This is a genomic window from Rhodococcus sp. HNM0569 (assembly GCF_012726205.1).
Taxonomy (GTDB): Bacteria; Actinomycetota; Actinomycetes; order Mycobacteriales; family Mycobacteriaceae; genus Rhodococcus_F.
In genome coordinates this window covers 380,252-405,867 of sequence record NZ_JAASAE010000003.1, presented here as the reverse complement: position 1 = coordinate 405,867, position 25,616 = coordinate 380,252, and the positions used below count along the sequence as shown (strand labels likewise).

Here is a 25,616-nt window from a genome sequence, read left to right as displayed (position 1 = left end):
CGTCAGGAGACATACGGAACCGGCCAGTGCGCGGTGCAGTGCACGAGGCCGTCGTCGTCGACCCACCACGGCACGTCGACGTCTCCCGACAACTCGCCGGTGAGCCGCACGGTGAGGCGCTCGTGCACGTCGACGCGGCCGGGCGGGATCGGCAGCGCCGCGGCGGTGAACGCGGCGACCGCGCCGGGCAACGACCCGAGTGTCGTGGCCGTCCCCGCACCGAGGACCCGTGCGGTGACGACGTCGGACGCGAGCGGCAGGTCGAGGACCTCGGCCAGTTCGGGTGCTGTCGTGGGTGCACCGGGCGCGACACGCTCCAGCGGCACGACGTGCGCATAGCAGGCCCGGTCGAGCACCATCACGTCGTCGGGATCGGCGGCGCTGCCCGCCGCGGTGCGCACCCGCGCGGGCACCGCGAGATCGGCCGCGTCGAGGCGGCCTTCCGCGACTGCTTCCGCGACGCGCGTGTGCGTGCGCGCCACGACCTCGGGCGAAGGGGTGCGTGCGGCATCGGCGAGGCGTTCGAGCAGCAACGACGCGAGCGCAGGCGAATCGACCACGCGGGGGGCGAGTGCCGCGGCGAAGACGTCGGCATCCGGATGCGCAGCGGCATCGAGCAGGCCGTCGAAGGTGCTGTCGTCGGGGTGGCGGAGCACGCCGAGCGTCGCCCCGTCGAGAACCGCGTGCGTGCGTAGCCACCACGCGGTGTAGCCGTCGCGATCGGCGAGTAACGGCGCGGTCGCCGGATCGTGTGCGAGCAGCGCGAGCGCGTCCGCCCACCGGGCGGGGTCGACGAGTTCGAGATCGCGCGCCGCGACCAGGGACGACGGTTCGTCCGCGAGCTGCCCCCACCACGTGTCCTCGTCGTCGAGGCCGTGGTCGGGGCCGGTGGGATCGTCGGCGCGCACGGTCGTGAACGACCAGCCGACACCGAGCGCCGTGAGCGCGGCCGCGCCCGCGGTGGCGGCGAGGTCGGCGTCGACCGTCGTGAACGGGGCGTCGTCGGCGAGCACGGCTGCGAGCGGCGACTCGGGCAGCAGCAGTTCGTCGGCGGGCACGAGTTCGCCGTCGACGTCGGGCAGGGGCAGCTCCCCCAACCACGACGGCACGTCGGCGGGCGCGGCGTGTGCCGCGAGCGCGAGCACCGCGCCGGTGAGACCGTCTGCCGTGTCGTCGTCGAGTTCGCCTGCCGCACAGTCCTCGACGAGGTCGCGCAGCGCGGGTTCGGCGAGCAGGTCGGCCGCCGTGACCGGCTGCGCGCCGAGCCGGCTCAGCAGCGGGTGCACGGCGTCGGGGTGCACGGTGCGTGCCCAGGTGACACCGCGGACGTCGAGGTCGTCGGTGCCGGTGACGGTCGTGCGCGGCCCGGTGACGGTGCGCCCGTCGGCGAGCGGGACCGGGATCGCGGCGAGTTCCTCGGCGGCGACGGGGTCGGCCACGAAAGGGGTCAACGCGTCGTACAACGCGTGCCACCACCGGGGTTCGCGTTCGGCTCCCGCGAGCAGCTCCGCGATGCGGGCGAGGCCGAGCCGATGTGCATCGACCGCGGCCCATGCCGGTGCGTACCGAGTGCCCGACACGGCCGGGTCGACGAGGTCGTCGATCGTCTCGCGCAGCAGGTGCGCGAGTTCGTCGGTCAGCCCGGTCACGACGCGCGCCCGCGCACCGGCGACGACGCGGCCGTCGACGGTCGGTGCCCAAGGACCGTCGCGCAGTACCCGCACGACGGCCTCGCGCAGGACGCCGTCGACCTCGCCGCGCGCGAACGCGGGCACCGGCACCATCTTGGCGCGCTGCGACACCGGCAGCGCCGCAACGAAGTCCGCGTATCCGTCGGCGACGTGTTCGAGACGCGCGCCGGGCAGGACGCGGCGGCGGTCGGGTTGCATCGCGACGTCGGCAATCACGAGCGCGGGCAGAGACAACTGTTCGTCCGAGCGGGTGGGGGCGCGCAGCACGTCGCCCCACTGCCCGTCGCGCCACTGCCCGTCTGGATTGTCGACTTCGCCGACGGGTCGCACGACGCCGTCCTGCACGGGAACCAGCCAGCGCGCGTGCGCGGACTCGTGCTGCCACCACGTGCCCTCGCCGATCGTGATCTCGGTGAGTTCGCCGACGCGGCGGCTCGTGCGGGTCAGCGGGCCCGCGTCGCCCGGCAGCGCGATCGACTCGAGTGCGGGCAGTTCGAGCAGCACGTCGACCGCTTCGCGGGCGATCGCCGCGGCGAGTTCCTGTACGTCGACACGAGCGCCGAGGGTCACCCGGATCTCGGTGTCGAAGCCGTCCGCGGGTGCGGCGTCGATCGGCCACGCGAGCCGCAGCGCGGGCACCCCCACGTCGGGCGCGGTGAGCCCGGCGGTCTCGATCTCACGGCGGGTGCGTTCACGGGACAGCAGCACCGAGCCCGACGTCGAACGCACCTCGACGTGGTCGCCGAGCGCGAGCACTGACGTGAAGCCGACCCCGAACCGGCCGACACCGGCAGGGTCGGTGCCGGCATCCTTGTCCGATGCGCGCAAGGCGACCAGTGCCCGCAGGCCCGGTGCGTCGAGCGGGCGACCGGTGTTGGCGACCGAGAGCACACCGTCGTCGACGCGGACGCGTATCCGGCCGGCAACGCCCGCGCGCGCAGCGGCGTCGGCGGCGTTCTGCGCGAGTTCGGTGAACACGCGATCGCGGTAGCCGGCCTCGACGAGATCACCCTCGGCGTGCGCGTCCTCGCGCAGCCGCGTGGGCGAGGACGCCCACGCGCTCAGCACGCCGCTACGCAGCGCGCGGGTGTCGAACGGGTCGGCTGCGGTGGGCATCGGGGCGGGCAGTCAGTCCGCCTCGTCGGTGGTCGGCTCCGCCTGATCCGTCCGGTCTGCTCGATCCTTCGGCCCCGCCTGGTCCGGCGCAGCGTCTTCGGGCGCGGGGGACTCGACTTCTTCGGACGCGGGGGACCCGACCGTGACCACCTCGATCGCGGAGTCGTCGAATGCGTCGTAGCGAGGTGTGCCTGCGCCCACGGGCAGTTCGGTGTCCGAATGTGCGCCGCACCCGTACGCGGCGTGCACGACCTGCCCGTCGGCCGCGTACTCGTTGCCGCACACGCCGAACGCACCCCGCAGCGAGCCGGCGAGGGGCAGGTAGAAGCCGCACATGTCGCACGTCGACGGCGCGGCCTTCGCCATCTCGGAGTCGGGGCCGTGGTCGCCGTCGTGCCACCGCTCGGCCGCGTCGAGCCTGCCTTCGCGGCTCATCACCTGTCGACGGCCCAGCCCGACCTCGACCGCCGTCTCGTCGACCACCGGGTCGCCCGTGGCCATGAAGCCCGGCCCGAGGCGCGGGTCGTCGGGCACCGGGGCGAGCAGGGCGCCGGGGGGGAGATCGCCGGGCCGGATGCGCTGATTCCACGGCACCCATTCGGGCGCGACGAGTGCGTCGGGGCCCGGCAACAGTGCCAGTTCGCTGACCGTCGCGTGCGAGTCGTCGGGGGCCGCGGCGACCACGACGGCCCACTGCCACCCTCGGTAGCCGGGCAGCTCGGCCACGAACCGGTGCGTGGCCGCACAGTCGTCCTCGCGCTCGACGCCGAGGTACTGCCCGACGCCCCCTTCACGCAGGTCCGTCACCGCGGATCGCGCGAGGTCGACGGCGTCGGCGAGTACCGGACGCACACTCTGCCGTTCGGGGGACGATGCAACGCTCACTCCCCCAGTTTGCCGCACGTCGGCATGTCTTCGCGCGGGCGGGCCGATGTTGCGGTCCCGATGCGTCATCCTGGTGCGTATGCGTGTCGGTCGTGCGAGTGGTGTCGCGGCGCGTGCCGCTGTCCTGAGAACCACCGTGCTGGGTACCGCTGCCGTGGCCGTCCTGTCGGCCTGTTCGGCGGACCCCGAACCCGGGGCGGCGGCCTCGAGCACCGAGGCGGGGGTCGAGGTGGTCGACACACTCCCGCACGACGCCGCCGCGTTCACGCAGGGCCTCGAGATCCACGACGGCGTGCTCTACGAGGGCACCGGCCTGGTGGGCTCGTCCTGGCTGCGGGCCACCGAGCTGGAATCGGGCCGCGAGCTCGCGCGCGTCGACCTGCCCGCACCGCTGTTCGGGGAAGGCGTCACCGTCGACGGCGACACGGTCTGGCAGCTCACGTGGCGCAACGGCATCGCGATCGAGCGGGACGCCACGACCCTCGCGGAGCGACGCCGCGTCGACGTCGACGGGGAAGGTTGGGGTATCTGCACGCGCCCGGACGCCGCAGGCGACGACGCGCTCGTCACGAGCGACGGATCGGCCACGCTCACCTTCCGAGACCGCGGCACGTTCGCCGAGACCGGCACCGTGCGCGTGACACACGACGGCACCGACGTCACGCAGCTCAACGAACTCGAGTGCATGCCGGACGGCACCGTGTACGCGAACGTCTGGCAACAGGACACGATCGTGCAGATCGATCCGGACGACGGCAGCGTCGTGCGCGTGATCGACGCGAGCGCCCTGCGTGACCTGCTGCCCGACGACACGACATCCGGCGCCCGCACCGCGCCCGACGTCCTGAACGGCATCGCCGCGATCCCGGGCACCGATCACTTCCTCGTCACCGGCAAGAACTGGCCGCGCATGTTCGAGGTGCGCTTCACCCCGTGACGCGCCGCACACCCGGGCACGACCGGACCGCACGAGCGAAAAGAAGACGACTGCGACAGAATTGGATCCGTGACCGCACCGCGTGACCCCGCAGACCCCGACCGAAGCCGGGGTGATGCCGGACCGGGGCATCGTGGCGGTTCAGGGCAGCCTGGCGGTTCGGGGCAGCCTGGCGTTTCGGGGCGGTGTGGTTCGGAGCAGGGCGGCGCACATCCCGGCTACGACCGCTATCCACCGGCCGCGGACGGCACGAGCAGGCGGACGCGCAGCCCGAACAACACGGGCCACGAGCAGAACGGGGCCAGGCGCTCCGCACGTCGCGAGCCGCTCCCTCCGTTGCATCCGATCGAGACCCGCCGCATGTCGGCCGCCGACCACGCCGCCGCCGACGCCGCTTCGACCGAACCGGGAACCGAACGCACGGAGCGCGCTGGACGCGGCGGCCCGAAAGCCCCGCCGATGCCGCGCAAGCTCACGGTCACCCGCGTCGCCGCGATGCGCAGTCGCGAACTCACCAACAAGGGCATCGCGACCTTCCAGCGGGCCGCGAAGGCGAACGGAGCGGACAAGTCGGGCCTCACCGCGCTCACGTATGCCGTCATGGCGAACTTCGCCACCGACGCCGCACTCGCGGTCGCTCTCGCGAACACCCTCTTCTTCTCCGCCGCGACCGGTGAGGACAAGACCAAGGTCGCGCTGTACCTGATCATCACCATCGCGCCGTTCGCGGTCATCGCACCGCTCATCGGCCCGATGCTCGACCGATTACAGCGCGGCAGACGACTCGCACTCGCGGCGTCGTTCGCCGCGCGCACCGCGCTTCTCGTCGTGCTCGCGCTCGAGTTCGACACGTGGATCCTGTACCCCGCCGCGCTCGGCATGATGGTGCTCTCGAAGTCGTTCTCCGTGCTCAAGAGCGCCGTCACGCCACGCGTGCTGCCACCCGAGATCGATCTCGTGCGGGTCAACTCGCGGCTCACCGTGTTCGGCCTGATCGGCGGCACGATCGCCGCGGGCGCAGTCGCGGCCGCACTCGCGTACGTCTTCGGGTCCGCGGGCGCGCTGTGGTTCGCCGTCGTCGTCACCGCGGCAGGCGTGTACCTGAGCATGCGGATCCCGTCGTGGGTCGAGGTCACCGAGGGCGAGGTGCCCGCGACGCTCACGTATCACGGCGACGACGCCCGCACCGAGTTCATCGATCCGGGTGCGCCCGCGCCGGTCCCCGGGGACAAGCGCACACGCAGGCAACCGCTCGGCCGCGCGGTCATCGTCGGCCTGTGGGGCAACAGCACGATCCGCGTCCTCACCGGGTTCCTCACGCTGTACGTCGCCTTCGTCGCGAAAGCCAACAGCGATCACGAAGCGCTGTTGCAGGCCGCGACGCTCGGCCTCGTGGGCGCCGCCGCGGGCGTCGGCAACTTCCTCGGCAACGCCACCGGGGCGCGCCTCAAACTGGGCAGACCCGCGCTGATCGTCCTGCGCTGCACGATCGGCGTGTGGGTCGTCGCCGTGCTCACCGCGGTCACCGGCAACATGCTCGTGGCGGCGCTCGCGGCGCTCGTCGCCTCGGCGGGCAGCGCGCTCGCCAAGGTGTCGCTCGACGCGTCGCTGCAGGACGACCTGCCCGAGGAGTCGATCGCCTCCGGATTCGGCCGGTCCGAAACCGTGCTGCAGCTGAGTTGGGTGGTGGGCGGCGCACTCGGTGTGCTGCTGCCCACGACGCTGTGGGTCGGTTTCGCTGTGGTCTCGGTTGTCCTGACCCTGGGATTGGTCCAGACCGTACTGTCCTACCGTGGAAGCACGCTGCTCCCCGGCCTCGGCGGCAAACGTCCCGACCGGGCGCGGCAGGAAGTGACCGAACCGCTGCACCGCTTCGGCGGCGCGAGCCCGTCGGCGCCCCGCGCCGACCGATCGACAGGAAATGTGACCTAAGTGGACATTCAGCCGACCACCAAACGGAATCTCATCGCGATCGCAGCGGCGCTGGTGGTCGCGCTCGTGGTGTTCGTCTCCGTCCTGGTCGTCCTCATCCGCGGCTCGGATCCCCGGCCGGTGAGCGTCACCGCGTACTCGCACGGGTCGACCGTCGAGGTGACCCCGTACCTGTACTGCACTGTCAACCTCGAGGACTGCTCCGAGGAGGGCACGATCGCGCCGCTCGACGTGCCCGCGGGCATGCCGCTGCAGTTGTCGCTGCCGTCGGAGATCTCGAGCGCGCCGTGGCGGCTGCTCACCGTGTACCAGGGACCGAACGGCGAGCCCGTCGTGCAGGCACGGATCTACCTGTCGAACGACGCCAGCGCGGTCACCGTGCCGTCGACGCCGGAACTGCCGCTCGTGGGCGTCGAGATCCAGCTGCCGTCGGCTGTGGTCGACGAGCAGGGTCAGCCCAAGGCGCGCGCCGTGTGGGCGGTCGGTTCGGTGTAGCTGCCGGCGCGGTCAGGCGTCGAGTTCGCGGGCGACCGCGCGCACCACTTCCGAGATGCGGCGCGCGGTCTTGCGATCGGGGAAACGCCCCTTCTGCAGGTCGGGCTGCACCTTCGCCTCGAGCAGGGTGATCATGTCCTCGACCATTCCGTGCAATTCGTCGGGGGTGTGCTTGCGGACCGCGGCCTCGCGTTGGGCGCCGCGCCGCACCGACGGGGCGGGGTCGAGCACCTTGACGCTGAGTGCCTGCGGGCCACGACGGCCGGCGGCCATGCCGAATTCGACGCGCTGACCTGCCTTGAGGCCTTCGACACCGTCGGGCAGGGCGGAGGCACGCACATAGACGTCCTCGCCTTCCTCCTGCGAGAGGAAGCCGAAGCCCTTGTCGACGTCGTACCACTTCACCTTGCCGGTCGGCACCGCGTTCACCCGCTCATCTGACAGCCGCGGCCAGGTCGGTCGCGGCGGTGGACAAAATGCACTGAACGCGCCCCACGTTGACTGCAGGACGCGCCCGAGAAGTCACTCTACCGTGACCGCAGGGCCGCGGGCACCGGCGTTTGCGGGCTCGGCGCTACGGTGGAGGGGTGACAACCCCAAACCCCGGTCGGCCCCGGACGGCCCAGCCCAAGGGGCTTTTCTATACCGCGCTCGCGTTCTTCTTCGTCGGCGTCGCGGCAATCGTCGCGATGTTCGTCGTCTCCGCGGCCACCGACGGCCCACCCGGGCTCGCGTTGTATCTCGTTGCTCTCGCGTGCCCGGTCGGTTTCGTGCTCGCGATCGTCTACGCACTCCGATCCGGCCGGCGTAGTCGCTGAGCGACGCGCACGGTCGCGAGAAAGGCAGTCCCTCGATGCGTGTGCTCCTCAACATCATCTGGCTCGTGTTCGGCGGGCTCTGGCTCGCCCTCGGGTACTTCGTGGCAGGCGTCCTCTGCTGCATCCTGATCATCACGATCCCGTTCGGAATCGCGTCTTTCCGCATCGGCCTCTACGCGCTGTGGCCTTTCGGCAAGACCGTGGTCGACAAGCCGACCGCGGGTGCGTGGTCGCTGATCGGCAATGTGATCTGGCTGATCCTGGCCGGTGTGTGGCTCGCGATCGGGCACATCGTGAGCGCGATCGCGATGGCGATCACGATCATCGGAATCCCGCTCGCGATCGCGAATCTGAAGATGATTCCGGTGTCGCTCATGCCCCTCGGCAAGGAGATCGTCGACATCGACCGCGCACAGTGGACCTGACCCACCTGTGACCTTGCTCACAACACGGTGCGATAACGAACCGGTGTACACCAGGGTTCGACGCCTCGTCGCCCCGACTACCTGCAGATAGTCCACGCGCGCGACGTGCACGCGCGAGGCGCACCGCCGAATCGCTGCGTTATCGAATGGTGACACTCGCAGCATTTGTCGTTACCGTCTTCCTCGGTCGAGCAAACCTCGACCTGATCCGCCCCACCGCGCCAAACCTCGTCCCGTGGGTGTCGGATTCCCCACGAAGCATTCCGGGGACGAGGACGGGGGACCCACCAGTCCCCAGGAGACGACAGTCTCCAGGAGGACACCGGCCGCAGCCGCGGCCTTGGGGTGAAGCCCGGTTCTCTCCGCCAGGAGAGGCAGGGCCGAGCGACCTCTCAGCTCGAACCCGACAGCTGACCTCGCAGGCGCGTGTGGAGAGGATCTCGACCAGCATGACCGGACGTCATCGCAAGCCGACCAACACGGGCCGCAACGTCGCCAAGGTCGCCGTCACCGGCGCCATCATCGGCGCGGGCAGCGCCGCGTTCGCGGGCACCGCGAACGCCGCACCCGACTCCGACTGGGACCGCCTCGCGCAGTGCGAGTCGGGCGGCAACTGGGGCATCAACACCGGCAACGGCTTCCAGGGAGGCCTGCAGTTCTCCCCCAGCACCTGGAACGCCCACGGCGGCCAGGAGTACGCGGCCACCGCCAACCAGGCGAGCCGCGAACAGCAGATCGTCGTCGCCGAGCGCGTCCTGCAGTCGCAGGGCTGGGGCGCATGGCCGTCCTGCTCGTCGAGCCTGGGCCTGAGCAGCGCCCCCACCGAGCGCGAGACGCCTGCCGCGCCGAAGGCCGAGGCTTCCCCCGTCGCCGAGGCCCCCTCGACCGACGTGCCCACCAACGACCAGGGCACGGTCGACTACGCGAAGCTGCTCGACAACGCGATCAAGGTCGTCAAGGATCAGGGCATCGACATCGACCCGCAGATCCTCGACTTCGTCGACGCCAACAAGGCACTGCTCCCGCAGTAGTCCCCCAGCGCACACGAAAGCGGCCCGCACCTTCAAGGTGCGGGCCGCTTTCGTGTGTCACTAGTCGGCATGCGGGACCCGCGCGGCGGGCCCGGCCGGCTCAGCGGTTGATGACGGTGTGCGGGTGTGCGTACGGGAGCGTGTCGACCGGAAGCGGGAACTCGGTGTCCTCGCCGAAGGGCGACAGCGCGCCGGAGCGCGTCGAGGACAGTTCCGTCACGGCGTGGTCGCCGTCGTCGAGCTTCGGCCAGCCCGGATCCACATACGAGTTCTTCGCTTTGTTAGCCACGGAGTCATTTTGACAGGAGCGCACGCACTCGTACAGCCCAGCCCTGTGTCGGTGCCGTCGACTCTCTAGGCTGAGAAGCGATGACCGACACGGACAGCTCTTCGCGCGCCTCCGGTACCAGCCCGGACGGCCTGCCCGCCTGGCTGTCCCAGCGCAGCGACGCCGACCTGGTGACATTGCTCGCGCTGCGGCCGGACCTCGCGGTTCCGCCCCCCGCCACGATGGGCGTCCTCGCAGGCCGCGCCGAGCAGCGCGCGTCGGTCGCGCGCGCCGCCGACGAGTTGACCACCGCGCATTTCGCGCTCGTCGAGATGCTCGCGCTCGCCGGCGCCGAACGCGAACCGGTCGCCCGCACGACCCTCGACACCGAGGTCGCGCAGCGCGTGCCGAAGAAACAGCGGCCGCCGAAGCGGGACGTAGGGCGACTGCTCGACGATCTCCGTGCCCGCGCTCTCGTGTACGGACCGCAGACCGCATTGCGGACGGTCCCGGCACTCGTACAGACCGTTCCATGGCGTATCGGCGGCCGGAGCCATCGCGAGGACGCACTCGACGAGGCGGAGATCGCGGCGATCGTCCCGTCGCTGTCCGAGGCAGAACGCAAGGTCCTCGATACGCTCGCGCAGTCGGGCTCGCTGGGGCGGACCCGCGACGCGGCCCCCGGCACCGCACCCGATCGGCCGGTGCAGCGCCTGCTCGCACACCATCTGCTGTTCCAGGTCGACGACGAAACCGTCGAGTTGCCGCACGCGGTGCGGCAGGTCCTACGGGGCGAGCCGGTATTCGATCCGACATCACTCACCCCGCCGTCGCTGTCGACGACCCACCACGACCCGGCGGACGTCAACGCCGCGGCCGCCGGTGAAGCGCTCGAGTTCCTGCGGCACTGCACCGACGTCGTCAGCGCGCTCGGCGACGCGCCCGCGGTCGTGCTGCGCTCGGGTGGGCTCGGCGTGCGCGAGATCAAACGCCTCGCGAAGTCGACGCGACTCGACGACGACCGCGTGGGACTGATCCTCGAAGTGCTCGCGGCCGCGGGGCTCGTGGCCGCGGGCGTGCCGGATCCCGCTCCCTCCGATTCCGGCGACCCGTACTGGGCGCCGACCACCGCGGTCGACGCGTGGCTGTCGGCACCGGTGCCGCGGCAGTGGTTCACGCTCGCGCAGGCGTGGCTCGACCTGCCGCGCCAGCCGTGGTTCGTCGGCCGCAAGGACGCGCGCACCGACAAAGCCGTCGCGGCGCTCTCCGAAGAGGTGCGGGCACCGTCCGCACCGCGCGATCGACGCGCGGTCCTCGACGTCCTGGGCGAACTGGACAGTGGCACCGCCGCGCCCGCCGACGAGATCGCGCGGCTCGTGTCCTGGCGCAGGCCCCGCTGGGGCGCGCGGGTCGGCGCGACATCGGTCGGACACATGATCCGGGAGGCCGCGGCACTCGGGCTCGTCGCGCGCGGCGCGCTCGGCTCGCCCGGCCGCGCGCTGCTGCACGGTGGCGACGCCGAAGCCCAGATGCAGCAGGCGCTGCCCGAGCCGGTCGACCACGTCCTCGTGCAGGCCGACCTCACGATCGTCGCCCCCGGCCCGCTCACGGGCGAACTGCTGGAACAGATCACGCTCGTCGCGGACATCGAATCGGCAGGCGCGGCGTCGATGTACCGGGTGGGCGAAGCGAGCCTCCGCCGTGCACTCGACGCAGGCATGACCGCGACCGAACTGCACTCGCTGTTCGCGACGCGCTCGCGCACCCCCGTACCGCAGTCGCTGACGTACCTGATCGACGACGTCGCGCGGCGACACGGCCGGTTGCGCGTCGGTGTCGCGAGTGCGTTCGTGCGCAGCGAGGATCCCGCTCTGCTGAGCGAGGTGCTCGCGCACCCGGTGGCCGATGCTCTCGCGCTGCGGGCGCTCGCGCCGACCGTCGCCGTGTCACAGGCCCCGCTCCGGGAGGTGCTCGACGAACTACGCGGCGCGGGGTTCGCGCCCGCAGGCGAGGACTCGTCGGGCACGCTCGTCGACCTGCGTCCCAAGGGTGCGCGCGTGCTCGGTCGGCGCGGCCGCCAGTCCCCGCGCGGCCCGTCCGCGCCGACGAGCGAACAACTCGAGGCGATGGTGCGTTCGGTCCGCGCAGGCGATCTCGCTGCGAGCGTGGGCGGGCGCGGCGGCATCCGCACCGACGGCTCCCGCGCGGGCACGGCCGCGACCGTCGCGCTGCTCGGCAAGGCCGCGCGCGACGGCACCCAGGTCGCGATCGGCTACGTCGACGCGCAGGGCATCGCGTCGAACCGGATCGTGCAACCCGTACAGGTGGGCGGCGGGCAGCTCGAGGCTTTCGACCCCGGCGCGGGCGGCATCCGCCGGTTCACCCTGCACCGCGTGACGTCGGTCAGCCCGGTCGACTGAAGGCGTGGCGGCGCGCGCCGTGGCACGACACCGGCGTTTTCGGGAGAATGGACAGGTTGCTGCTCTCGTCCGACCGACACGCAGCAGAAGAGGAGGCTCTCCGTGACCGACGGACCGTTGATCGTGCAATCCGACAAGACCCTGCTGTTGGAGATCGATCACGAGCGCGCCGACGCCGCGCGTCAGGCCATCGCCCCGTTCGCCGAGCTCGAGCGGGCACCCGAACACGTCCACACCTACCGCATCACGCCGCTCGCCCTCTGGAACGCGCGCGCCGCGGGCCACGACGCCGAACAGGTCGTCGACGCGCTCGTGCAGTACTCGCGGTTCGCGGTGCCGCAGCCGCTGCTCGTCGACATCGTCGACACGATGGCGCGCTACGGCCGCCTCCAGCTCGTGAAGAATCCCGCACACGGTCTCGTACTGGTGAGCCTGGACCGTGCTGTACTCACCGAGGTCACGCGGCACAAGAAGATCGCCCCGATGCTCGGCGAGCGCGTCGACGAGGACACCGTCGTCGTGCACCCGAGCGAGCGCGGCAGGCTCAAGCAGGAACTGCTCAAGGTGGGCTGGCCCGCCGAGGACCTCGCCGGCTACGTCGACGGCGAAGCGCACCGCATCGACCTCGACTACGACGGCGTCACCGAGGGAGCCGACGGCGGCTGGCATCTGCGCGACTACCAGGAGATGGCGGCCGACTCGTTCTGGGCGGGCGGCTCCGGTGTCGTCGTCCTGCCGTGCGGCGCCGGCAAGACCATGGTGGGTGCCGCCGCGATGGCGAAGGCGAAGGCGACCACCCTCATCCTCGTCACCAACACGGTCGCGGGGCGGCAGTGGAAGCGTGAGCTGATCGCACGCACGTCGCTCACCGAGGACGAGATCGGCGAGTACTCGGGCGAGAAGAAGGAGATCCGCCCGGTCACCATCGCGACGTACCAGGTGGTCACCCGCAAGAGCAAGGGCGAGTACAAGCATCTCGAGCTCTTCGACTCGCGCGACTGGGGCCTGATCGTCTACGACGAGGTGCACCTGCTGCCCGCGCCGGTGTTCCGGATGACGGCCGATCTGCAGTCCCGGCGGCGGCTCGGGCTCACCGCGACGCTCGTGCGCGAGGACGGCCGCGAAGGCGACGTGTTCTCGCTCATCGGTCCCAAGCGCTACGACGCGCCGTGGAAGGACATCGAGGCGCAGGGCTGGATCGCGCCCGCCGACTGCGTCGAGGTCCGCGTGACCCTCACCGACGCCGAACGCATGGCGTACGCCACGGCCGAACCCGAGGAGCGATACCGGCTGTGCTCGACGGCGCACACCAAGACCGCGGTCGTGAAGTCGATCCTCGCGCGTCACGAGGGCGCACCGACGCTCGTGATCGGCGCGTACATCGACCAGCTCGACGAACTCGGCGAGGCGCTGGACGCGCCGGTCATCAAGGGCTCGACCAAGACGAAGGAACGCGAAGAGCTGTTCGACCGCTTCCGGGCGGGCGAGTTGCCGACGCTCGTCGTGAGCAAGGTCGCGAACTTCTCGATCGACCTGCCCGAGGCGTCGGTCGCGGTGCAGGTGTCGGGCACGTTCGGGTCGCGGCAGGAAGAGGCGCAGCGGCTCGGCCGGCTGCTGCGGCCCAAGCACGACGGCGGGCAGGCGCACTTCTACTCGGTGGTCGCGCGCGACACTCTCGACAGCGAGTACGCCGCCCACCGGCAGCGTTTCCTCGCCGAACAGGGCTACGCGTACCGCATCACCGATGCCGACGACATGCTGGGGCCGACCGTCGGCTGACGCCTCGGGTGCGGCGTCACGGTCGTGACCGTGGCGACGCACCCGGGCCGGATCGGATACTTTGGCAGCGTGCGCGAATTCGACTTCCCGGTAGACCGTCCCCACGCCAAGTCGGTCAATCAGACCTACGCCGACATGCGCAGACTGCAGGTCTCGGCGGCCGTTCTCGCGGTGCTGCTCGCGGCGGGCGCCGTCGCCTTGTGGCTCGCGGGACACATCTGGACGACGGTCGTCGCGGTCGTCCTCGCCGTCGCGGCGCTGAGCTGCCTGTGGGTCGTGGTGTGGGTGCCGCGCAAGGTCGGCAGCATCGAATCGCTGTACGCGAAGAGCCCCCTCGTCCCCGCGGTGGTCTCGGAGGTACACCCGCGGGCCGTCACGCTGCTCGCGCTGATCGACATCGCGAAACACGGCGGGGCCGAACACGACGGTCCGATCTACGCCCTCGTCACCCGCAACACCCCCATCCAGGGCCGCAAACCCGTCGTCGGCGAACGAGTTCCGTCCGTCGCGCTGCTCGACGACCGCACGCGCGGCGACAAGTCGCCCGTGTGGCAGATGGTGAGCCCCATGCCGATCTGGTGGGGCACACGCGACAAGGCGGTACTCGCCCGCGCGGAGGCTGCGATCGGCGAGCAGGAGTGGAACTACCTGTCGGAGCGCATCTCGCAGTCCGAGCAGGTGCGCACGAGTCCCGATCAGCGACTCGCGATCGAGCCCGAGGATCTGCCCGACTTCCTCCGCTGACCCCACCCCCGTGAGTACTTGACGAGTCCCCGCACGCCTGTTTCACGCACGGCGAGCTCTCTTGCCGCCCCACATACCCTGAGGTATGGTCTGCGTCACACTCGATGCGGCCCACCGGTACGGTGACGCTCGGGATCGTCCGGACTCGAGTTCGGTGGGGAGGCGAGCCGATGGCAGTGACGCCGCGAGATGCCGCACGGGCCCTCGGTGGCTTCTATTCGCTGTCACTCGACTCGCTCGCGGGCATACTGCCGTCCCGCTTCCAGGGACGCGAATTCCTCACGCAGTTCTGGTTCGTCGCCCGGGTCTCGCTCGTACCCACGATCATGATGTCGGTGCCGTTCACCGTCTTGGTGGTGTTCACGCTCAACTCGCTCCTGCTCGAGATCGGCGCGGGCGATCTCAGCGGCGCGGGGGCCGGGCTCGGTACCGTCACCCAGATCGGGCCGCTCGTCACGGTTCTCGTCGTCGCGGGCGCGGGTGCCACCGCGATCACCGCCGATCTCGGCTCGCGCACCATCCGCGAAGAGATCGCGGCACTCGAAGTACTCGGCATCGACCCCGCAACGCGCCTCGTGGCCCCACGCGTCCTCGCGTCGACGGCGGTCGCCGTCACGCTCAACGGCGCGGTGTGCGCGATCGGCCTGATCGGCGGTTTCTTCTTCTCCGTCGTCCTGCAGAATGTCGACCCGGGCGCCTACGCCGCGGGCGTCACGCTGCTCGTCGGCACCGGAGAACTCGTGTTGTCGGAGGCGAAGGCCGCGGTGTTCGGCCTGCTGGCGGGGCTCATCGCGTGCCACCGTGGGCTTTCGGTGTCGGGTGGGCCGAAGAGCGTCGGCGAAGCGGTCAACGAGACGGTCGTCTTCGCGTTCGTCGCGCTGTTCGTCGCGAACATGATCCTCACCGCCGTCGGCATCGCGGTGATCGGCCGGTGAGCATCTCGACCGGCCGCACGGCGCGCGCCACCACCCATGCTGCACAGGCACTCTCGCGCGCGATGGACACCCTGGGCCGGCAGGTGGTGTTCTTCGTCGGCGCGCTCGTCTCGACGGGCCGCGCCGCCCGCAGGCACCCGCGCGAGGTTCTGCGTCTGGTCGCCGAAACCGGCATGGGCACGGGGCTGCTCGCGATGATCGGGGGCAGCGTCGCGATCATGGGTTTCCTCACACTGTTCGCGGGCGCGACCGTGGCGGTGCAGGGATTCACGTCGCTCGGCAACATCGGGGTCGAGGCACTCACCGGCTTCCTGTCCGCGTATGTGAACGTCCGGGTGGTCGCGCCGGTCACCGCGGGTGTCGGCCTCGCCGCGACGATCGGGGCGGGCACCACCGCGCAACTGGGCGCGATGCGCATCAGCGAGGAGGTGGACGCACTCGAGGTGATGGCGATCCGTTCCGTCCCCTACCTGGTGGGGACGCGGATCCTCGCGGGCCTCGTCGCCGTGGTGCCGCTCTACACGCTGTCGGTACTCGCGGCGTTCCTGTCGAGCCGGATCGCGACCGTCGTGGTGCTCGGCCAGTCCCCCGGCGTCTACGACCATTACTTCACGACCTTCCTTCGTCCCGCGGACGTGCTGTGGTCGTTCGGACAGGCGATCGCGATGGCGGTGATCGTGATGACGGTGCACAGCTACTACGGCTACACGGCGACCGGCGGTCCCGCAGGCGTCGGCGTCGCGACGGGCCGCGCGGTGCGACTGTCGCTCATCGCGGTCGTGACGGTCACCCTGCTGATCTCACTGGCCCTCTACGGCAGCAGCCGCCAACTCCACCTGGCGGGGTGAGCCGTGGCGCGATGGGTCCCGAAAGCCGCCGCAGCCGGATTCGTGTGCGTCCTCGTCGCGGTACTCGTCCTCGTATACGTCAGCTTCCGCGGCGGCCTCGCGACCGGCACTGTCGTCGCGGTCGAGACCCACCGCGCGGGCCTCGTGCTCGAGCCCGGCTCGATGGTCAAGGCGCACGGCGTCCAGGTCGGCACGGTGACCGGCATCCGCGCCGGGCCCGACGGCGTTCTGATCGACCTGCGCCTCGATCCCGAAGAGGCGCAGCGTCTTCCGTCGAATGTCGGTGCACAGATTCGCGCCACCACGGTGTTCGGCGCGAAGTTCGTCACGCTCACCGACCCGCCGTCCCCTGACCCGACGCCTCTGCACGACGGTGCGGTGGTGTACGCCGACCGCGTCACCGTCGAGACACAGACTGTGTTCGAGTCACTGTCGAACGTGTTGCACGCGGTCGATCCGGCGAAGCTCGACGAGACGCTCGGTTCGCTCGCTTCCGGGCTGCGGGGCCGGGGCGACGCGCTCGGTTCGGCGCTCGGCGACGCGGACACCGCGCTCTCTCATCTGGAACCGAGACTCGATGCGGTGCATCGGGATCTCGTCGCGACCGAGGGCGCGGCGAGCGTGTACACCGGCGCCGCCGACGATCTCGCCGCCTCGCTCGGCAATCTCACGACGACCGGTGCGACACTCACCGCGCGCGCGGACGACCTCGACCGCGTCCTGCTCGCGGTCACCGGGATGAGTGAGACCGGTAGCGCCGTGGTGGAACCGAATGCCGACGCGATCGTCGACGTCCTCGACCTGTTGCGGCCCACCGCATCGCTGCTGCACGAGTATGCACCGGTGCTTCCGTGCTTCTTCCAGGGCGCCGATCGGGCGCGGCAACTCGCCGAACCCGCATCGGGTGGCAACGGCTCGACGATGATGCTGAACTCGACGCTGTTACTCGGTGTCGACCCGTACGAGTATCCGCGCAACTTGCCGGTCGTCGAGGCGACCGGCGGCCCGCGCTGCGGCGCGCTGCCCACCGTGACCGAGGGCGAGATGCCTGCACCGTATCTGGTGGCGGACACGGGCGCCAATCCGTTCGAGCGCGGCAACACCGCACCGGTTCTCGTTCCCGGATCACTGGTCGAGCTGCTCACCGGGGCGCCGCGATGACCGCCCGCGCGTCGCTCGCGCGCACCTCGGTCGCCGCCGGCATCTATGCCGTCGTGATGGTCGTGGTGCTCGCCGCGCTGTTCGTCGTGTTCGGTCAGGTCCGGTTCGGCTCGACCACCACCTATCACGCGCTCTTCGACGACGTGTCCGGCTTGGAGAGCGGCGATTTCGTGCGTGTGTCGGGTATCGAGGTGGGCCGCGTGTCGGACGTGGATTTTGCCGACGGCAATCGGATCGACGTCACGATCGATCTCGAAGCCGGATATGCGCCGACGCGCGCGTCCGTCGCGACGGTGCGCTATCTCAACCTCGTCGGCGACCGCTATCTCGAGCTCTCCGACCGCGCGGGCGACACGACACCGATGGACGAGGACGACACGATCGGGCTCGACCGCACCGCCCCGGCACTCGACCTCGACGTCCTCGTCGGCAGTTTCCGGCCGCTGTTCCGCGCCCTCGAACCGAGCCAGGTCAATCAGCTGTCGGCCGACCTCGTGGCCGTGCTGCAGGGTCAGGGCGGCACGGTCGAGTCGGTGCTACAGCATGCCGCCGCCCTCACGTCCACGATCGCCGACCGCGACGCGCTGGTCGGGCAGGTCGTCTCGAATCTCGAGTCGGTGCTGTCGAACCTGGCGGCACACCGCGATTCGCTCGACCTCGCGCTCGCGCGGGCGAGTGAGCTCGCGTCCGGGCTCGCGCAGGACCGCGCGATGCTCGGCGACGCGATCACGCACATCGACGAGGCGAGCGCCTCCATGGGCACGCTGCTGGCCGAGGCGCGTGCACCGCTCGCGGGAACGATCGACGAGTCCGGACACCTGGCAGCGCAGTTGAATTCGCGTAGCGACACCATCGAGTCGCTCGCGACCCGGCTGCCCGACGCGTACGCCAGGCTCACTCGCCTCGGCGCGTACGGCGGGTTCTTCAACTACTACCTGTGCGGACTGATGATCAAGTTCGACGACCCGGCAGGCAACACAGTGACGACGCCGCTGTTCGGGCAGACGACGGGAAGGTGCGCACCCGCATGACGCATTTCCGCGAACGCAATCAGACCCGGGTCGGCATCGTCGGGACGGTCGCGATCATCGTGGTCGTCGCGGCCGCGCTCAACGTGCAGTCCCTCCCGCTCGTGGGCGACGACGGCACGGGCTACACGGCACGGTTCGTCGACGCCGGGGGCCTGCGCACCGGCGACGCCGTGCAGGTGTCGGGCAAGGACGCAGGGCGGGTCACCGGTATCGACATCGACGGGGACGCCGTCGCAGTCACCTTCACGGTCGACGATGCCGTCACGCTGGGCAGCGACACGACCGCCGAGATCGCGACCGCGACAGCCCTCGGTGCGCGCAACCTGCGGCTGCACCCCGCGGGCGGAGGGCAGCTCGACGCAGACTCGGTGCTCGACGTCGACCACACGACGGCGCCGTATCAACTCACCGACGCGCTGGGCGATCTGACCGACACGGCGGCGGAGATCGACACCGAGCAGTTGCGCGACTCGATGCGTGTGCTGTCGGATGCCCTGCGCGACACACCCGACGACGTCGCGGCGGCACTCGACGGCGTCATGCGTGTGTCGGACACGGTGGCGTCGCGTGACGAGACGCTGCGTGCGCTGCTCACCCACGCCGAACAGGCCACCTCGGTGCTCGCGCAGCGCAGCGACGCGATCGACTCGCTCGTCACCGACGCGGATCTCGTCCTCGGCGAGCTCACGCGCCGCAGCAGCTCGCTCGACGCGTTGTTCGCCGATCTGCAGGCACTCGCAGCGCAGTTGCGGGGCCTCGTCGCCGACAACGAGGCACGGATCGGACCGGTCCTCGAGTCGGTCGACTCGGTGCTCGACGTGCTCGCGCGCAACCGCGACGACATCGCGCTCGCCATCGAGCGGCTGGGGCCCTACGCGACCGAGCTCGGCGAGGCTGTCGCGTCGGGTCCGTTCTTCAACTCGTACATTCAGAATCTCTTGCCCGCACAGGTGATCGAGCCGGCCCTCACGGCGGCTCTCGAGCGCGCCGGTATCGCGGGAGCCCCGCGGTGACCCGCGTGGGCCGCCATGCGACGTGGCTCGTTCCGGTCGTGGTGCTCGCGATCGTGGCCGCGGTGTCGTTCGCGCTCGCGCCGTGGCGGTCGAAGGCCGAGTACACCGCGGAGTTCCGCACGACGCGAGGACTGTACGTGGGCGACGACGTCCGGATCATGGGAGTCGCGGTCGGCAGCATCACGCAGATCGAGCCGCGAGGCGACCGGGTGGCCGTCACCTTCGAGGTGGATGCCGATCGGCCGATTCCGGCCGACGCGAACGCCGTGTCGATGGCCCCGACGCTCGTGTCCGCCCGGTTCGTGCAGCTCACCCCCGCCTACACGGGCGGTCCCACTCTCGCCGCCGGCGCGACGATTCCGGTCGAGCGCACCGCGGTCCCCGTCGAATGGGACGAGATCACCGAACAACTCGGGCGGCTCACCACGGATCTCGGCCCCGGCGCGGGCGACCCGCAGGGGCCGCTCGGCGAGGTACTCGGCGTCGCGGCGGCCAACGCCGAAGGCAACGGGCCCGCACTGCGCGATTCGCTCGAAAGCCTGTCCGGCGCATTACGTTCGCTGTCGGACGGCCGCTCGGACCTGTTCGGCACCCTCGCGAACCTTCGGGTGTTCGTCGATGCGCTGTCGCTCAGCGGCGAACAGATCGTGTCGTTCAACGAGCGGATGGCCACCGTCACCGGCATCCTCGACGCCAACCGCGACGACATGGGCGCGGCGCTCGCGGAACTGGGCGGCGCGCTCGTCGACGTCGAACGATTCGTGCGCGACAATCGCGCAGGCGTCGACAGCGCACTCGACCGCACCGAGGAGGTCACGGGTTCTCTTGCCGCGAAACGCGACTCGATCGCGCAGGTGTTCCACGTCGCCCCTACCGCGCTGTCCAACCTGCAGAGCATCTATCAGCCCGCGCACAACACCGTCGTGTCTGCGGTCGCACTGACCAATTTCGCGAACCCGGCCCAGTTCGTGTGTTCGGCGCTCGCGGCGGCCGAGCAGGTGGACGCGCACACCGCGTCGGACCTGTGTGTGCAGTATCTCGGACCGATCCTGCCGCTGCTGCAGATGGAGTATCCACCCGTGCAGATCAACCCGACCCGTGGCGTCGGCGCTCTCCCCGACCAGCTCGCATACTCGGAGCCCGGTCTCGCACCGGGCACCGTCGCGCCACGCGACCTCGCGGGCCTGCTCGTACCGGAGGGGCCGTGATCGCCCGCGCCGCCCGGGCGGCCGGCGCGCTGGCGTGCGCGGTCCTCGTCGCGGCGTGCGGCCAATGGCACGGAGTCAACTCGCTCGACCTGCCGGGCACCCGCGGTCACGGCGACGGCGCATTCGACGTGACGCTCGAGATGCCGGACGTCACCACGCTGCAGCGCAATTCCCGGGTGCGTGTCGGCGACGTCACGGTCGGCCGGGTGTCGGGGTTGCGGCTCGCCGACGGGCACGCCGAGGTCACCGTGACGCTCGACCCGGACGTCGAGCTGCCCGCGAACGCTGTGGCCCGCATCGGCCAGACGAGCCTGCTGGGTTCGGCGCACGTCGAGCTTTCGGCGCCCACCGACACACCGCCGCGGGGCCGCCTGCGCGAGGGTGACGTCGTCCCACTCGAGCGGGCGGGCGCATTTCCCACCACCGAACAGACCCTGTCGTCGCTGTCGCTCGTACTCGGCGGCGGCGGACTGGCGCAAGTGCAGGACATCACCCGCGAACTCGACGCCGCGATGTCGGGACGTCAGGACTCGGTACGCGACCTGATCGTACGCCTCGACACGGTGCTCGCCGGCCTCGACGACCAGAAGAAGCAGATCGTGCACGCGATGGAGTCGGTCGACGCGCTCGCCGCCGAGGTGGCCGAACACAACGAACAGATCGGCGCCGCGAGCGATCAACTCGCGCCCACGCTCGACGTGTTGGCGCGCGAGCGCACCGATCTCACCGACGCGGCCGACGCGCTCGGACGGTTCGGGCGGATCGCCACCGACGTGGTGTCCGCGGGAGGCGACGCGATGGTCGCCGACCTACAGGACCTCGAGCCCGTGCTCGCGTCGCTCACCGCGTCCGGCGACTCGCTCACCGAGTCGATGCGCTATCTCGCGACATTTCCGTTCCCGATCGACACCTACCGCAACGCCGTGCGCGGGGACTACGCGAACGGCACCGTGATCCTCGACCTGACCCTGCCGACGCTCGACAACGCGTTGTTCCTCGGCACGTCGCTCGAGGGGCTGCTGTCGGGTGGCGGCGACCGTCCCGCACCGGATCTCGCGTCCCTGCTCGTCCCGGCTGTGGGAGCATCGCGGTGAGCCCCGCGTCGTCGACCGGGCGCCGGCTGGCCGTCTTCTTCGCGATCGGCGCCCTCGCCGTCGCCGTGCTCGCCGTGTGGTTCGTCCGCGTGCCGGAACTGCTCGGACTGGGTCGCTACGAGATTCGCCTCGAACTCCCCGATGCGAGTGGCCTGTACGAATCGGCGAATGTCACCTACCGCGGGCACGAGATCGGTCGCGTCACCGACGTGACCATGACACCGGAGGGTGCGGCCGCCGTGCTGTCGCTCGACGCGGGCGTCCGAGTACCTGCCGATTCGCCCGCCGCGGTGCGCAGCATGTCGGCGGTCGGCGAACAGTACGTCGAGTTCGTACCCGACACCGACACCGGGCCGTATCTCGCCGGCGGCGACGTCGTGCCCGCCACGCGGGTGAGTGTGCCGCGGCCGGTCGCGTCCGCGCTCGACCAACTCGACGCGACGCTCCGGTCGGTCGGTCCCGAACGGGTGTCGCTACTGCTCGACGAATCGCATGCCGCGCTGGCGGGGACGGATTCGGCACTGCGCACGGTGATCGACTCGGCGACGGCACTGGGCTCCGATGCGGCGGCGCGCGTCGGCGACACCGACGCCCTGATCGACCGAGCCGGACCGCTGCTCGAAACCCAGGTGGCCGCGTCGTCGTCGATCGCGCAGTGGGCGTCGTCGCTGGCAGGCACCACCGGACGGCTCCGCGACTCGGACGCCGACCTCCGCACCCTGCTCGGGGTCGCGGCGCCCGCCGCTGCGCAGGTGCGGGCGCTGTTCGAGGACCGGGAGCCGACTCTCGGCCTGCTGCTCGCGAACCTGGTGTCGGTCGAACAGGTGACGGCCGTCTACCGGTCGTCGATCGAGCAGATGCTCGTGCTGTTCCCGTCGATCATGGCGTCCACCCAGTCGGCCGGGCTGCCGAACGTCGACAATCCCGCTCAGAACACCTATTTCGTCAACTCCTACAACGACCCGCCGCCGTGCATCGAGGGTTTCCTGCCGCCCGAGCAGCGCCGCTCCCCCACCGAGCTCGACGTGCCGTCGACTCCACCCGATCTCTACTGCCGCGAGCCCGCCGACTCCCCCGTCGCCGTGCGCGGCGCACGCAACATGCCGTGCATCGAGTATCCCGGCAGGCGAGCCCCGACCGTCGAGCTGTGCCGCGACGACGCCTATGCCGCGACCAGGCTCGAGGAACTGGCGGTGCCGCCCGCCGGGTGAGGCCCGACGGGCGGCACAGACCGCTGGTCGACGAGTCAGTAACCGAGGTGGACCGTCTTCTCCTCCGTGAAGGCTTCGAGTCCGCTCACACCGAGTTCGCGACCGATACCGCTCGCCTCTCGGCCGCCCCACGGCAGCGCCGGATCGGGCACGCCCCATCCGTTGACCCACACCGTGCCGACCCGCAGTTGCGGGATCACGCTGTGCACGGTGGCCAGATCGCGGCTGTAGATCATCGCGTTGAGGCCGTATCGCGTGGCGTTCGCGAGCCGCACGGCTTCCTCGGTGGTGCGGAACGGAATGACCGTCGCGACGGGCCCGAAGATCTCGTCGCGCGCGATCGTCAGATCGTTGTTTCCGCGGAACACGGTGGGCTGCACGAAATATCCGCGCTCGCCCACGCGCTGACCGCCGGTCACGAGTTCGGCACCTTCGCCGCGGCCCTTGTCGACGTAGCCGAGGATGCGGTCGAGCTGCCGGCCGTTGACGATGGTGCCCTGCGTGGTGGCGTCGTCGAACGGGTCGCCGATCACGGCCGACTGCGCGATGTCGACGAGCCCGTCGACCACACGATCGACGATCGACTCGTGAACCAGGACGCGGGTGCCCGCGGCACACACCTGCCCCTGATGGTAGAAGTTGCCCATCGCGATCCACGGCAAGGCGGCGTCCAGGTCCGCGTCCGGGAACACGAGTTGCGGAGCCTTACCGCCGAGTTCGAGGGTCACCTTGCGGAACTTCTCGCCCGCGAGCGACGCGATCGTCCTGCCGACGCGCGGGCTGCCGGTGAACGTGATCTTGTCGAGGCCGGGGTGCGCCGCGAGCGCGGCGCCCGCGCTGTCGCCCAGGCCGGGGACGACGTTGAACACGCCGTCCGGCACACCCGCCTCCGCCAGCAGATCGGCGAGGCGGAGAGTCGACAGTGCGGCGTCCTCGGCCGGTTTGACGACCACGGTGCAGCCGGCCGCGAGCGCGGGCGCGACCTTCCATGCCGCCACGACCGCGGGGTTGTTCCACGGTGTGATCGCACCGACGACGCCGAGCGGCTGCCGCAGGGTGAAACCGAACCTGTGCTGGTCGCCGACGTCGCCGAGCGCCATCGCCTGGCCGGAGATCTTGTCGGCCCAGCCCGCGAAGTGCCGGAACGACGCGGCGGCTGCGGGGATGTCGCCCGCGACGGTGTCGCGGTAGAGCTTGCCCATCTCGACGGTCTCGAGCGCGGCGATGCTCGCGGCGTGCTCTTCGAGCAGATCGGCTGCGCGCGAGAGAATCCGGCCGCGCTCGGCGCCGGCGACACGCGACCACGACCCGCCCTCGAACGCCTCGCGGGCGACTGCGACCGCCGCGTCGACGTCTGCGGCGGAGCCCGCCGCGATGTCGGCGACCGGCTCTTCGGTGGCCGGGTTGACGGAGGTGTAGGCCTCGCCCGAGCGCGCGTCGACGCTGCGGCCACCGATACGCAGGCGAGTGTCGGGAAGGTCGACGGGAACAAGGGTGTCGGTCATGACAGCGCCACCATTTCGTGAAGGGTCGAGCCGGTACGGTCGTACGTCTCGCCGTCCACGTGGGCGGTGAGCGCGAAATCGGAGCGGAAGCGGAAGTAGCCCGGCCGGCCGACGATCCGGTGCACGAGCGGCGCCACCAGACGGCTCGATGCGAGCGGAAGATCCTCGAGGAGGTTGTGCGCGTGCACCACCTCCAGCACGGTGAGGGTCAGCTCGAGCGATCCCGGCACGGTCATGCGCAGCCAGGACGGGTAGGTCCGGTCCGCGACCGGGTCGAAGACCGGCGGCCCCTCGCTCATCTCGACCTCGCCGTTGCTGAGCACGATGCGGTCGCCGTGCGCGAGCATGATCGGCTGCGACCAGTGCGACCCGTACCGGCGCTGTGTGTGCACCATCGCGTACACGAGGGAGAAGTCGTCGGTGTAGAGCCGGCCCCAATACCATTTGTCGATGAGGCGTTTCATGTCGCCGACGCCCCAGTTGTGGTCGTGATAGCCGCGGCCGGTGACCTCGGTGGTGACGCCGTCGACGGTCACCGTGCCCGCGACCGCAGCCCGTGGTGCACCGACCACCCACGCGAAGAACTCGCGATCGTTGTAGCTTGTGCGGCCCTGGCCGGGCATCCACGGTGGAAGCCGCGCGGTGAAGGTGAGGTCGAACGCGAGATCCCCTTCGGCGACGGACACTCGGTACACCGGAAGGTCGCCCGGTCGTTCGGCGCCGTCGACCAATCGCGCGGTGTTGCCGCCGATCCGGACGTCGCACCGCTGCGAGGACACCGTGAGGTCGGTGTCGCGGTATCCGGCGATCACCTCGCGTCGCTCGCCGTCGGGGGTGTACACGTGGATCTCGACACCGGGCTTGCGGTGTACGAGCTCTCGTGTCTGGAGCATCGCCACGACGATCCGTCCGTCGTCGAGGTGTGCGTCGAAGTACCAGTGCTCGAAGGCGTGTTTGTCGTTCGACGGGTGTGCACCGTTGTCGGCCGGGGAGACGACGGTGATCTCGCCGTCGCGCCTGCCGGGACCGTTCCACGCTTCCACTATCTGCAACGCCGGCATGTTGTCCG

The 25,616-nt window shown here is 70.7% G+C and carries 23 protein-coding genes and 1 riboswitch; of the genes, 17 read left to right on the top strand and 6 right to left on the bottom strand.

Annotated elements, in window-relative coordinates:
* Nucleotides 1-2 precede the first annotated feature (2 nt).
* A complete protein-coding gene (locus HCA44_RS06525) occupies nucleotides 3-2,807 on the bottom strand; it encodes an ATP-binding protein (RefSeq protein ID WP_169647699.1) in 2,805 nt (934 codons plus the stop codon).
* Nucleotides 2,808-2,819: 12 nt separating this feature from the next.
* Nucleotides 2,820-3,761 (bottom strand): DUF3027 domain-containing protein, encoded by a 942-nt coding sequence (locus HCA44_RS06520; protein WP_169647698.1) that lies wholly within the window; start codon nucleotides 3,759-3,761, stop codon nucleotides 2,820-2,822.
* A 10-nt stretch (nucleotides 3,762-3,771) separates the two neighbouring features.
* Between HCA44_RS06520 and HCA44_RS06515 the strand changes: the two genes are divergently transcribed.
* The 3 genes from HCA44_RS06515 to HCA44_RS06505 all read left to right on the top strand — a co-directional run bounded on the left by HCA44_RS06515 (nucleotide 3,772) and on the right by HCA44_RS06505 (nucleotide 7,056).
* On the top strand, nucleotides 3,772-4,629 hold the full coding sequence (locus tag HCA44_RS06515) for a glutaminyl-peptide cyclotransferase (protein ID WP_169647697.1): 858 nt from the start codon (nucleotides 3,772-3,774) through the stop codon (nucleotides 4,627-4,629).
* 69 nt (nucleotides 4,630-4,698) lie between these two features.
* A complete protein-coding gene (locus tag HCA44_RS06510) occupies nucleotides 4,699-6,561 on the top strand; it encodes an MFS transporter (protein ID WP_346764606.1) in 1,863 nt (620 codons plus the stop codon).
* Nucleotides 6,562-7,056 (top strand): DUF2771 domain-containing protein, encoded by a 495-nt coding sequence (locus HCA44_RS06505; protein ID WP_346764605.1) that lies wholly within the window; start codon nucleotides 6,562-6,564, stop codon nucleotides 7,054-7,056.
* 12 nt (nucleotides 7,057-7,068) lie between these two features.
* Here HCA44_RS06505 and HCA44_RS06500 read toward each other — a convergent pair whose 3' ends face one another.
* Nucleotides 7,069-7,476, bottom strand: a complete 408-nt coding sequence (locus tag HCA44_RS06500; RefSeq protein ID WP_169647801.1) for a cold-shock protein — start codon at nucleotides 7,474-7,476, stop codon at nucleotides 7,069-7,071.
* A 167-nt stretch (nucleotides 7,477-7,643) separates the two neighbouring features.
* Between HCA44_RS06500 and HCA44_RS06495 the strand changes: the two genes are divergently transcribed.
* The 3 genes from HCA44_RS06495 (at nucleotide 7,644) to HCA44_RS06485 (ending at nucleotide 9,330) form a co-directional block, all read left to right on the top strand.
* Nucleotides 7,644-7,874 carry a hypothetical protein gene (locus tag HCA44_RS06495; RefSeq protein WP_169647695.1) on the top strand — a complete coding sequence of 77 codons (231 nt, stop codon included), beginning with the start codon at nucleotides 7,644-7,646 and terminating at the stop codon, nucleotides 7,872-7,874.
* 35 nt (nucleotides 7,875-7,909) lie between these two features.
* Nucleotides 7,910-8,299, top strand: a complete 390-nt coding sequence (locus HCA44_RS06490) for a YccF domain-containing protein (RefSeq protein ID WP_169647694.1) — start codon at nucleotides 7,910-7,912, stop codon at nucleotides 8,297-8,299.
* Between the two features lie 242 nt (nucleotides 8,300-8,541).
* Nucleotides 8,542-8,740: riboswitch (cyclic di-AMP (ydaO/yuaA leader) on the top strand.
* Nucleotides 8,741-8,748: 8 nt separating this feature from the next.
* Complete coding sequence (locus HCA44_RS06485; protein WP_169647693.1) at nucleotides 8,749-9,330, top strand: transglycosylase family protein; 582 nt, start codon at nucleotides 8,749-8,751, stop codon at nucleotides 9,328-9,330.
* A gap of 100 nt (nucleotides 9,331-9,430) precedes the next feature.
* Here HCA44_RS06485 and HCA44_RS06480 read toward each other — a convergent pair whose 3' ends face one another.
* Entirely contained in the window at nucleotides 9,431-9,619 is a 189-nt protein-coding gene (locus tag HCA44_RS06480) for a hypothetical protein (protein WP_169647692.1), read from the bottom strand.
* 80 nt (nucleotides 9,620-9,699) lie between these two features.
* On the opposite strand from HCA44_RS06480, the gene HCA44_RS06475 reads away from it, so the two are divergent.
* The 11 genes from HCA44_RS06475 to HCA44_RS06425 all read left to right on the top strand — a co-directional run bounded on the left by HCA44_RS06475 (nucleotide 9,700) and on the right by HCA44_RS06425 (nucleotide 23,042).
* Entirely contained in the window at nucleotides 9,700-12,018 is a 2,319-nt protein-coding gene (locus HCA44_RS06475) for a helicase-associated domain-containing protein (protein WP_169647691.1), read from the top strand.
* Nucleotides 12,019-12,120: 102 nt separating this feature from the next.
* The gene (locus tag HCA44_RS06470) at nucleotides 12,121-13,797 is read left to right on the top strand and encodes a DNA repair helicase XPB (RefSeq protein ID WP_169647690.1); all 1,677 of its coding nucleotides are present in this window, start codon (nucleotides 12,121-12,123) and stop codon (nucleotides 13,795-13,797) included.
* Between the two features lie 69 nt (nucleotides 13,798-13,866).
* A complete protein-coding gene (locus tag HCA44_RS06465; protein ID WP_169647689.1) occupies nucleotides 13,867-14,541 on the top strand; it encodes a DUF3239 domain-containing protein in 675 nt (224 codons plus the stop codon).
* A 170-nt stretch (nucleotides 14,542-14,711) separates the two neighbouring features.
* Entirely contained in the window at nucleotides 14,712-15,476 is a 765-nt protein-coding gene (locus HCA44_RS06460; protein WP_169647688.1) for an ABC transporter permease, read from the top strand.
* A gap of 62 nt (nucleotides 15,477-15,538) precedes the next feature.
* A complete protein-coding gene (locus tag HCA44_RS06455; RefSeq protein ID WP_169647800.1) occupies nucleotides 15,539-16,324 on the top strand; it encodes an ABC transporter permease in 786 nt (261 codons plus the stop codon).
* 3 nt (nucleotides 16,325-16,327) lie between these two features.
* Nucleotides 16,328-17,485: an MCE family protein gene (locus HCA44_RS06450; protein WP_169647687.1), complete on the top strand. Its 1,158-nt coding sequence runs from the start codon at nucleotides 16,328-16,330 to the stop codon at nucleotides 17,483-17,485.
* Nucleotides 17,482-18,516 (top strand): MlaD family protein, encoded by a 1,035-nt coding sequence (locus HCA44_RS06445; protein ID WP_169647686.1) that lies wholly within the window; start codon nucleotides 17,482-17,484, stop codon nucleotides 18,514-18,516. The genes HCA44_RS06450 and HCA44_RS06445 overlap by 4 nt, the downstream gene beginning before the upstream one ends.
* Nucleotides 18,513-19,529: an MCE family protein gene (locus HCA44_RS06440; RefSeq protein ID WP_206037763.1), complete on the top strand. Its 1,017-nt coding sequence runs from the start codon at nucleotides 18,513-18,515 to the stop codon at nucleotides 19,527-19,529. The genes HCA44_RS06445 and HCA44_RS06440 overlap by 4 nt, the downstream gene beginning before the upstream one ends.
* On the top strand, nucleotides 19,526-20,737 hold the full coding sequence (locus HCA44_RS06435; protein WP_169647684.1) for an MCE family protein: 1,212 nt from the start codon (nucleotides 19,526-19,528) through the stop codon (nucleotides 20,735-20,737). Before HCA44_RS06440 ends, HCA44_RS06435 begins: the two co-directional genes overlap by 4 nt.
* Nucleotides 20,734-21,831: an MCE family protein gene (locus tag HCA44_RS06430; RefSeq protein ID WP_346764604.1), complete on the top strand. Its 1,098-nt coding sequence runs from the start codon at nucleotides 20,734-20,736 to the stop codon at nucleotides 21,829-21,831. The genes HCA44_RS06435 and HCA44_RS06430 overlap by 4 nt, the downstream gene beginning before the upstream one ends.
* Nucleotides 21,828-23,042: an MlaD family protein gene (locus HCA44_RS06425; RefSeq protein WP_169647683.1), complete on the top strand. Its 1,215-nt coding sequence runs from the start codon at nucleotides 21,828-21,830 to the stop codon at nucleotides 23,040-23,042. The genes HCA44_RS06430 and HCA44_RS06425 overlap by 4 nt, the downstream gene beginning before the upstream one ends.
* Nucleotides 23,043-23,077: 35 nt before the next feature.
* Here HCA44_RS06425 and HCA44_RS06420 read toward each other — a convergent pair whose 3' ends face one another.
* Together HCA44_RS06420 and HCA44_RS06415 are read right to left on the bottom strand one after the other, a co-directional pair.
* Nucleotides 23,078-24,547, bottom strand: coding sequence for an aldehyde dehydrogenase family protein (locus tag HCA44_RS06420; RefSeq protein ID WP_169647682.1), 1,470 nt, complete (start codon nucleotides 24,545-24,547; stop codon nucleotides 23,078-23,080).
* A complete protein-coding gene (locus HCA44_RS06415) occupies nucleotides 24,544-25,608 on the bottom strand; it encodes a lipocalin-like domain-containing protein (RefSeq protein WP_169647681.1) in 1,065 nt (354 codons plus the stop codon). Before HCA44_RS06415 ends, HCA44_RS06420 begins: the two co-directional genes overlap by 4 nt.
* Nucleotides 25,609-25,616: the final 8 nt, after the last annotated feature.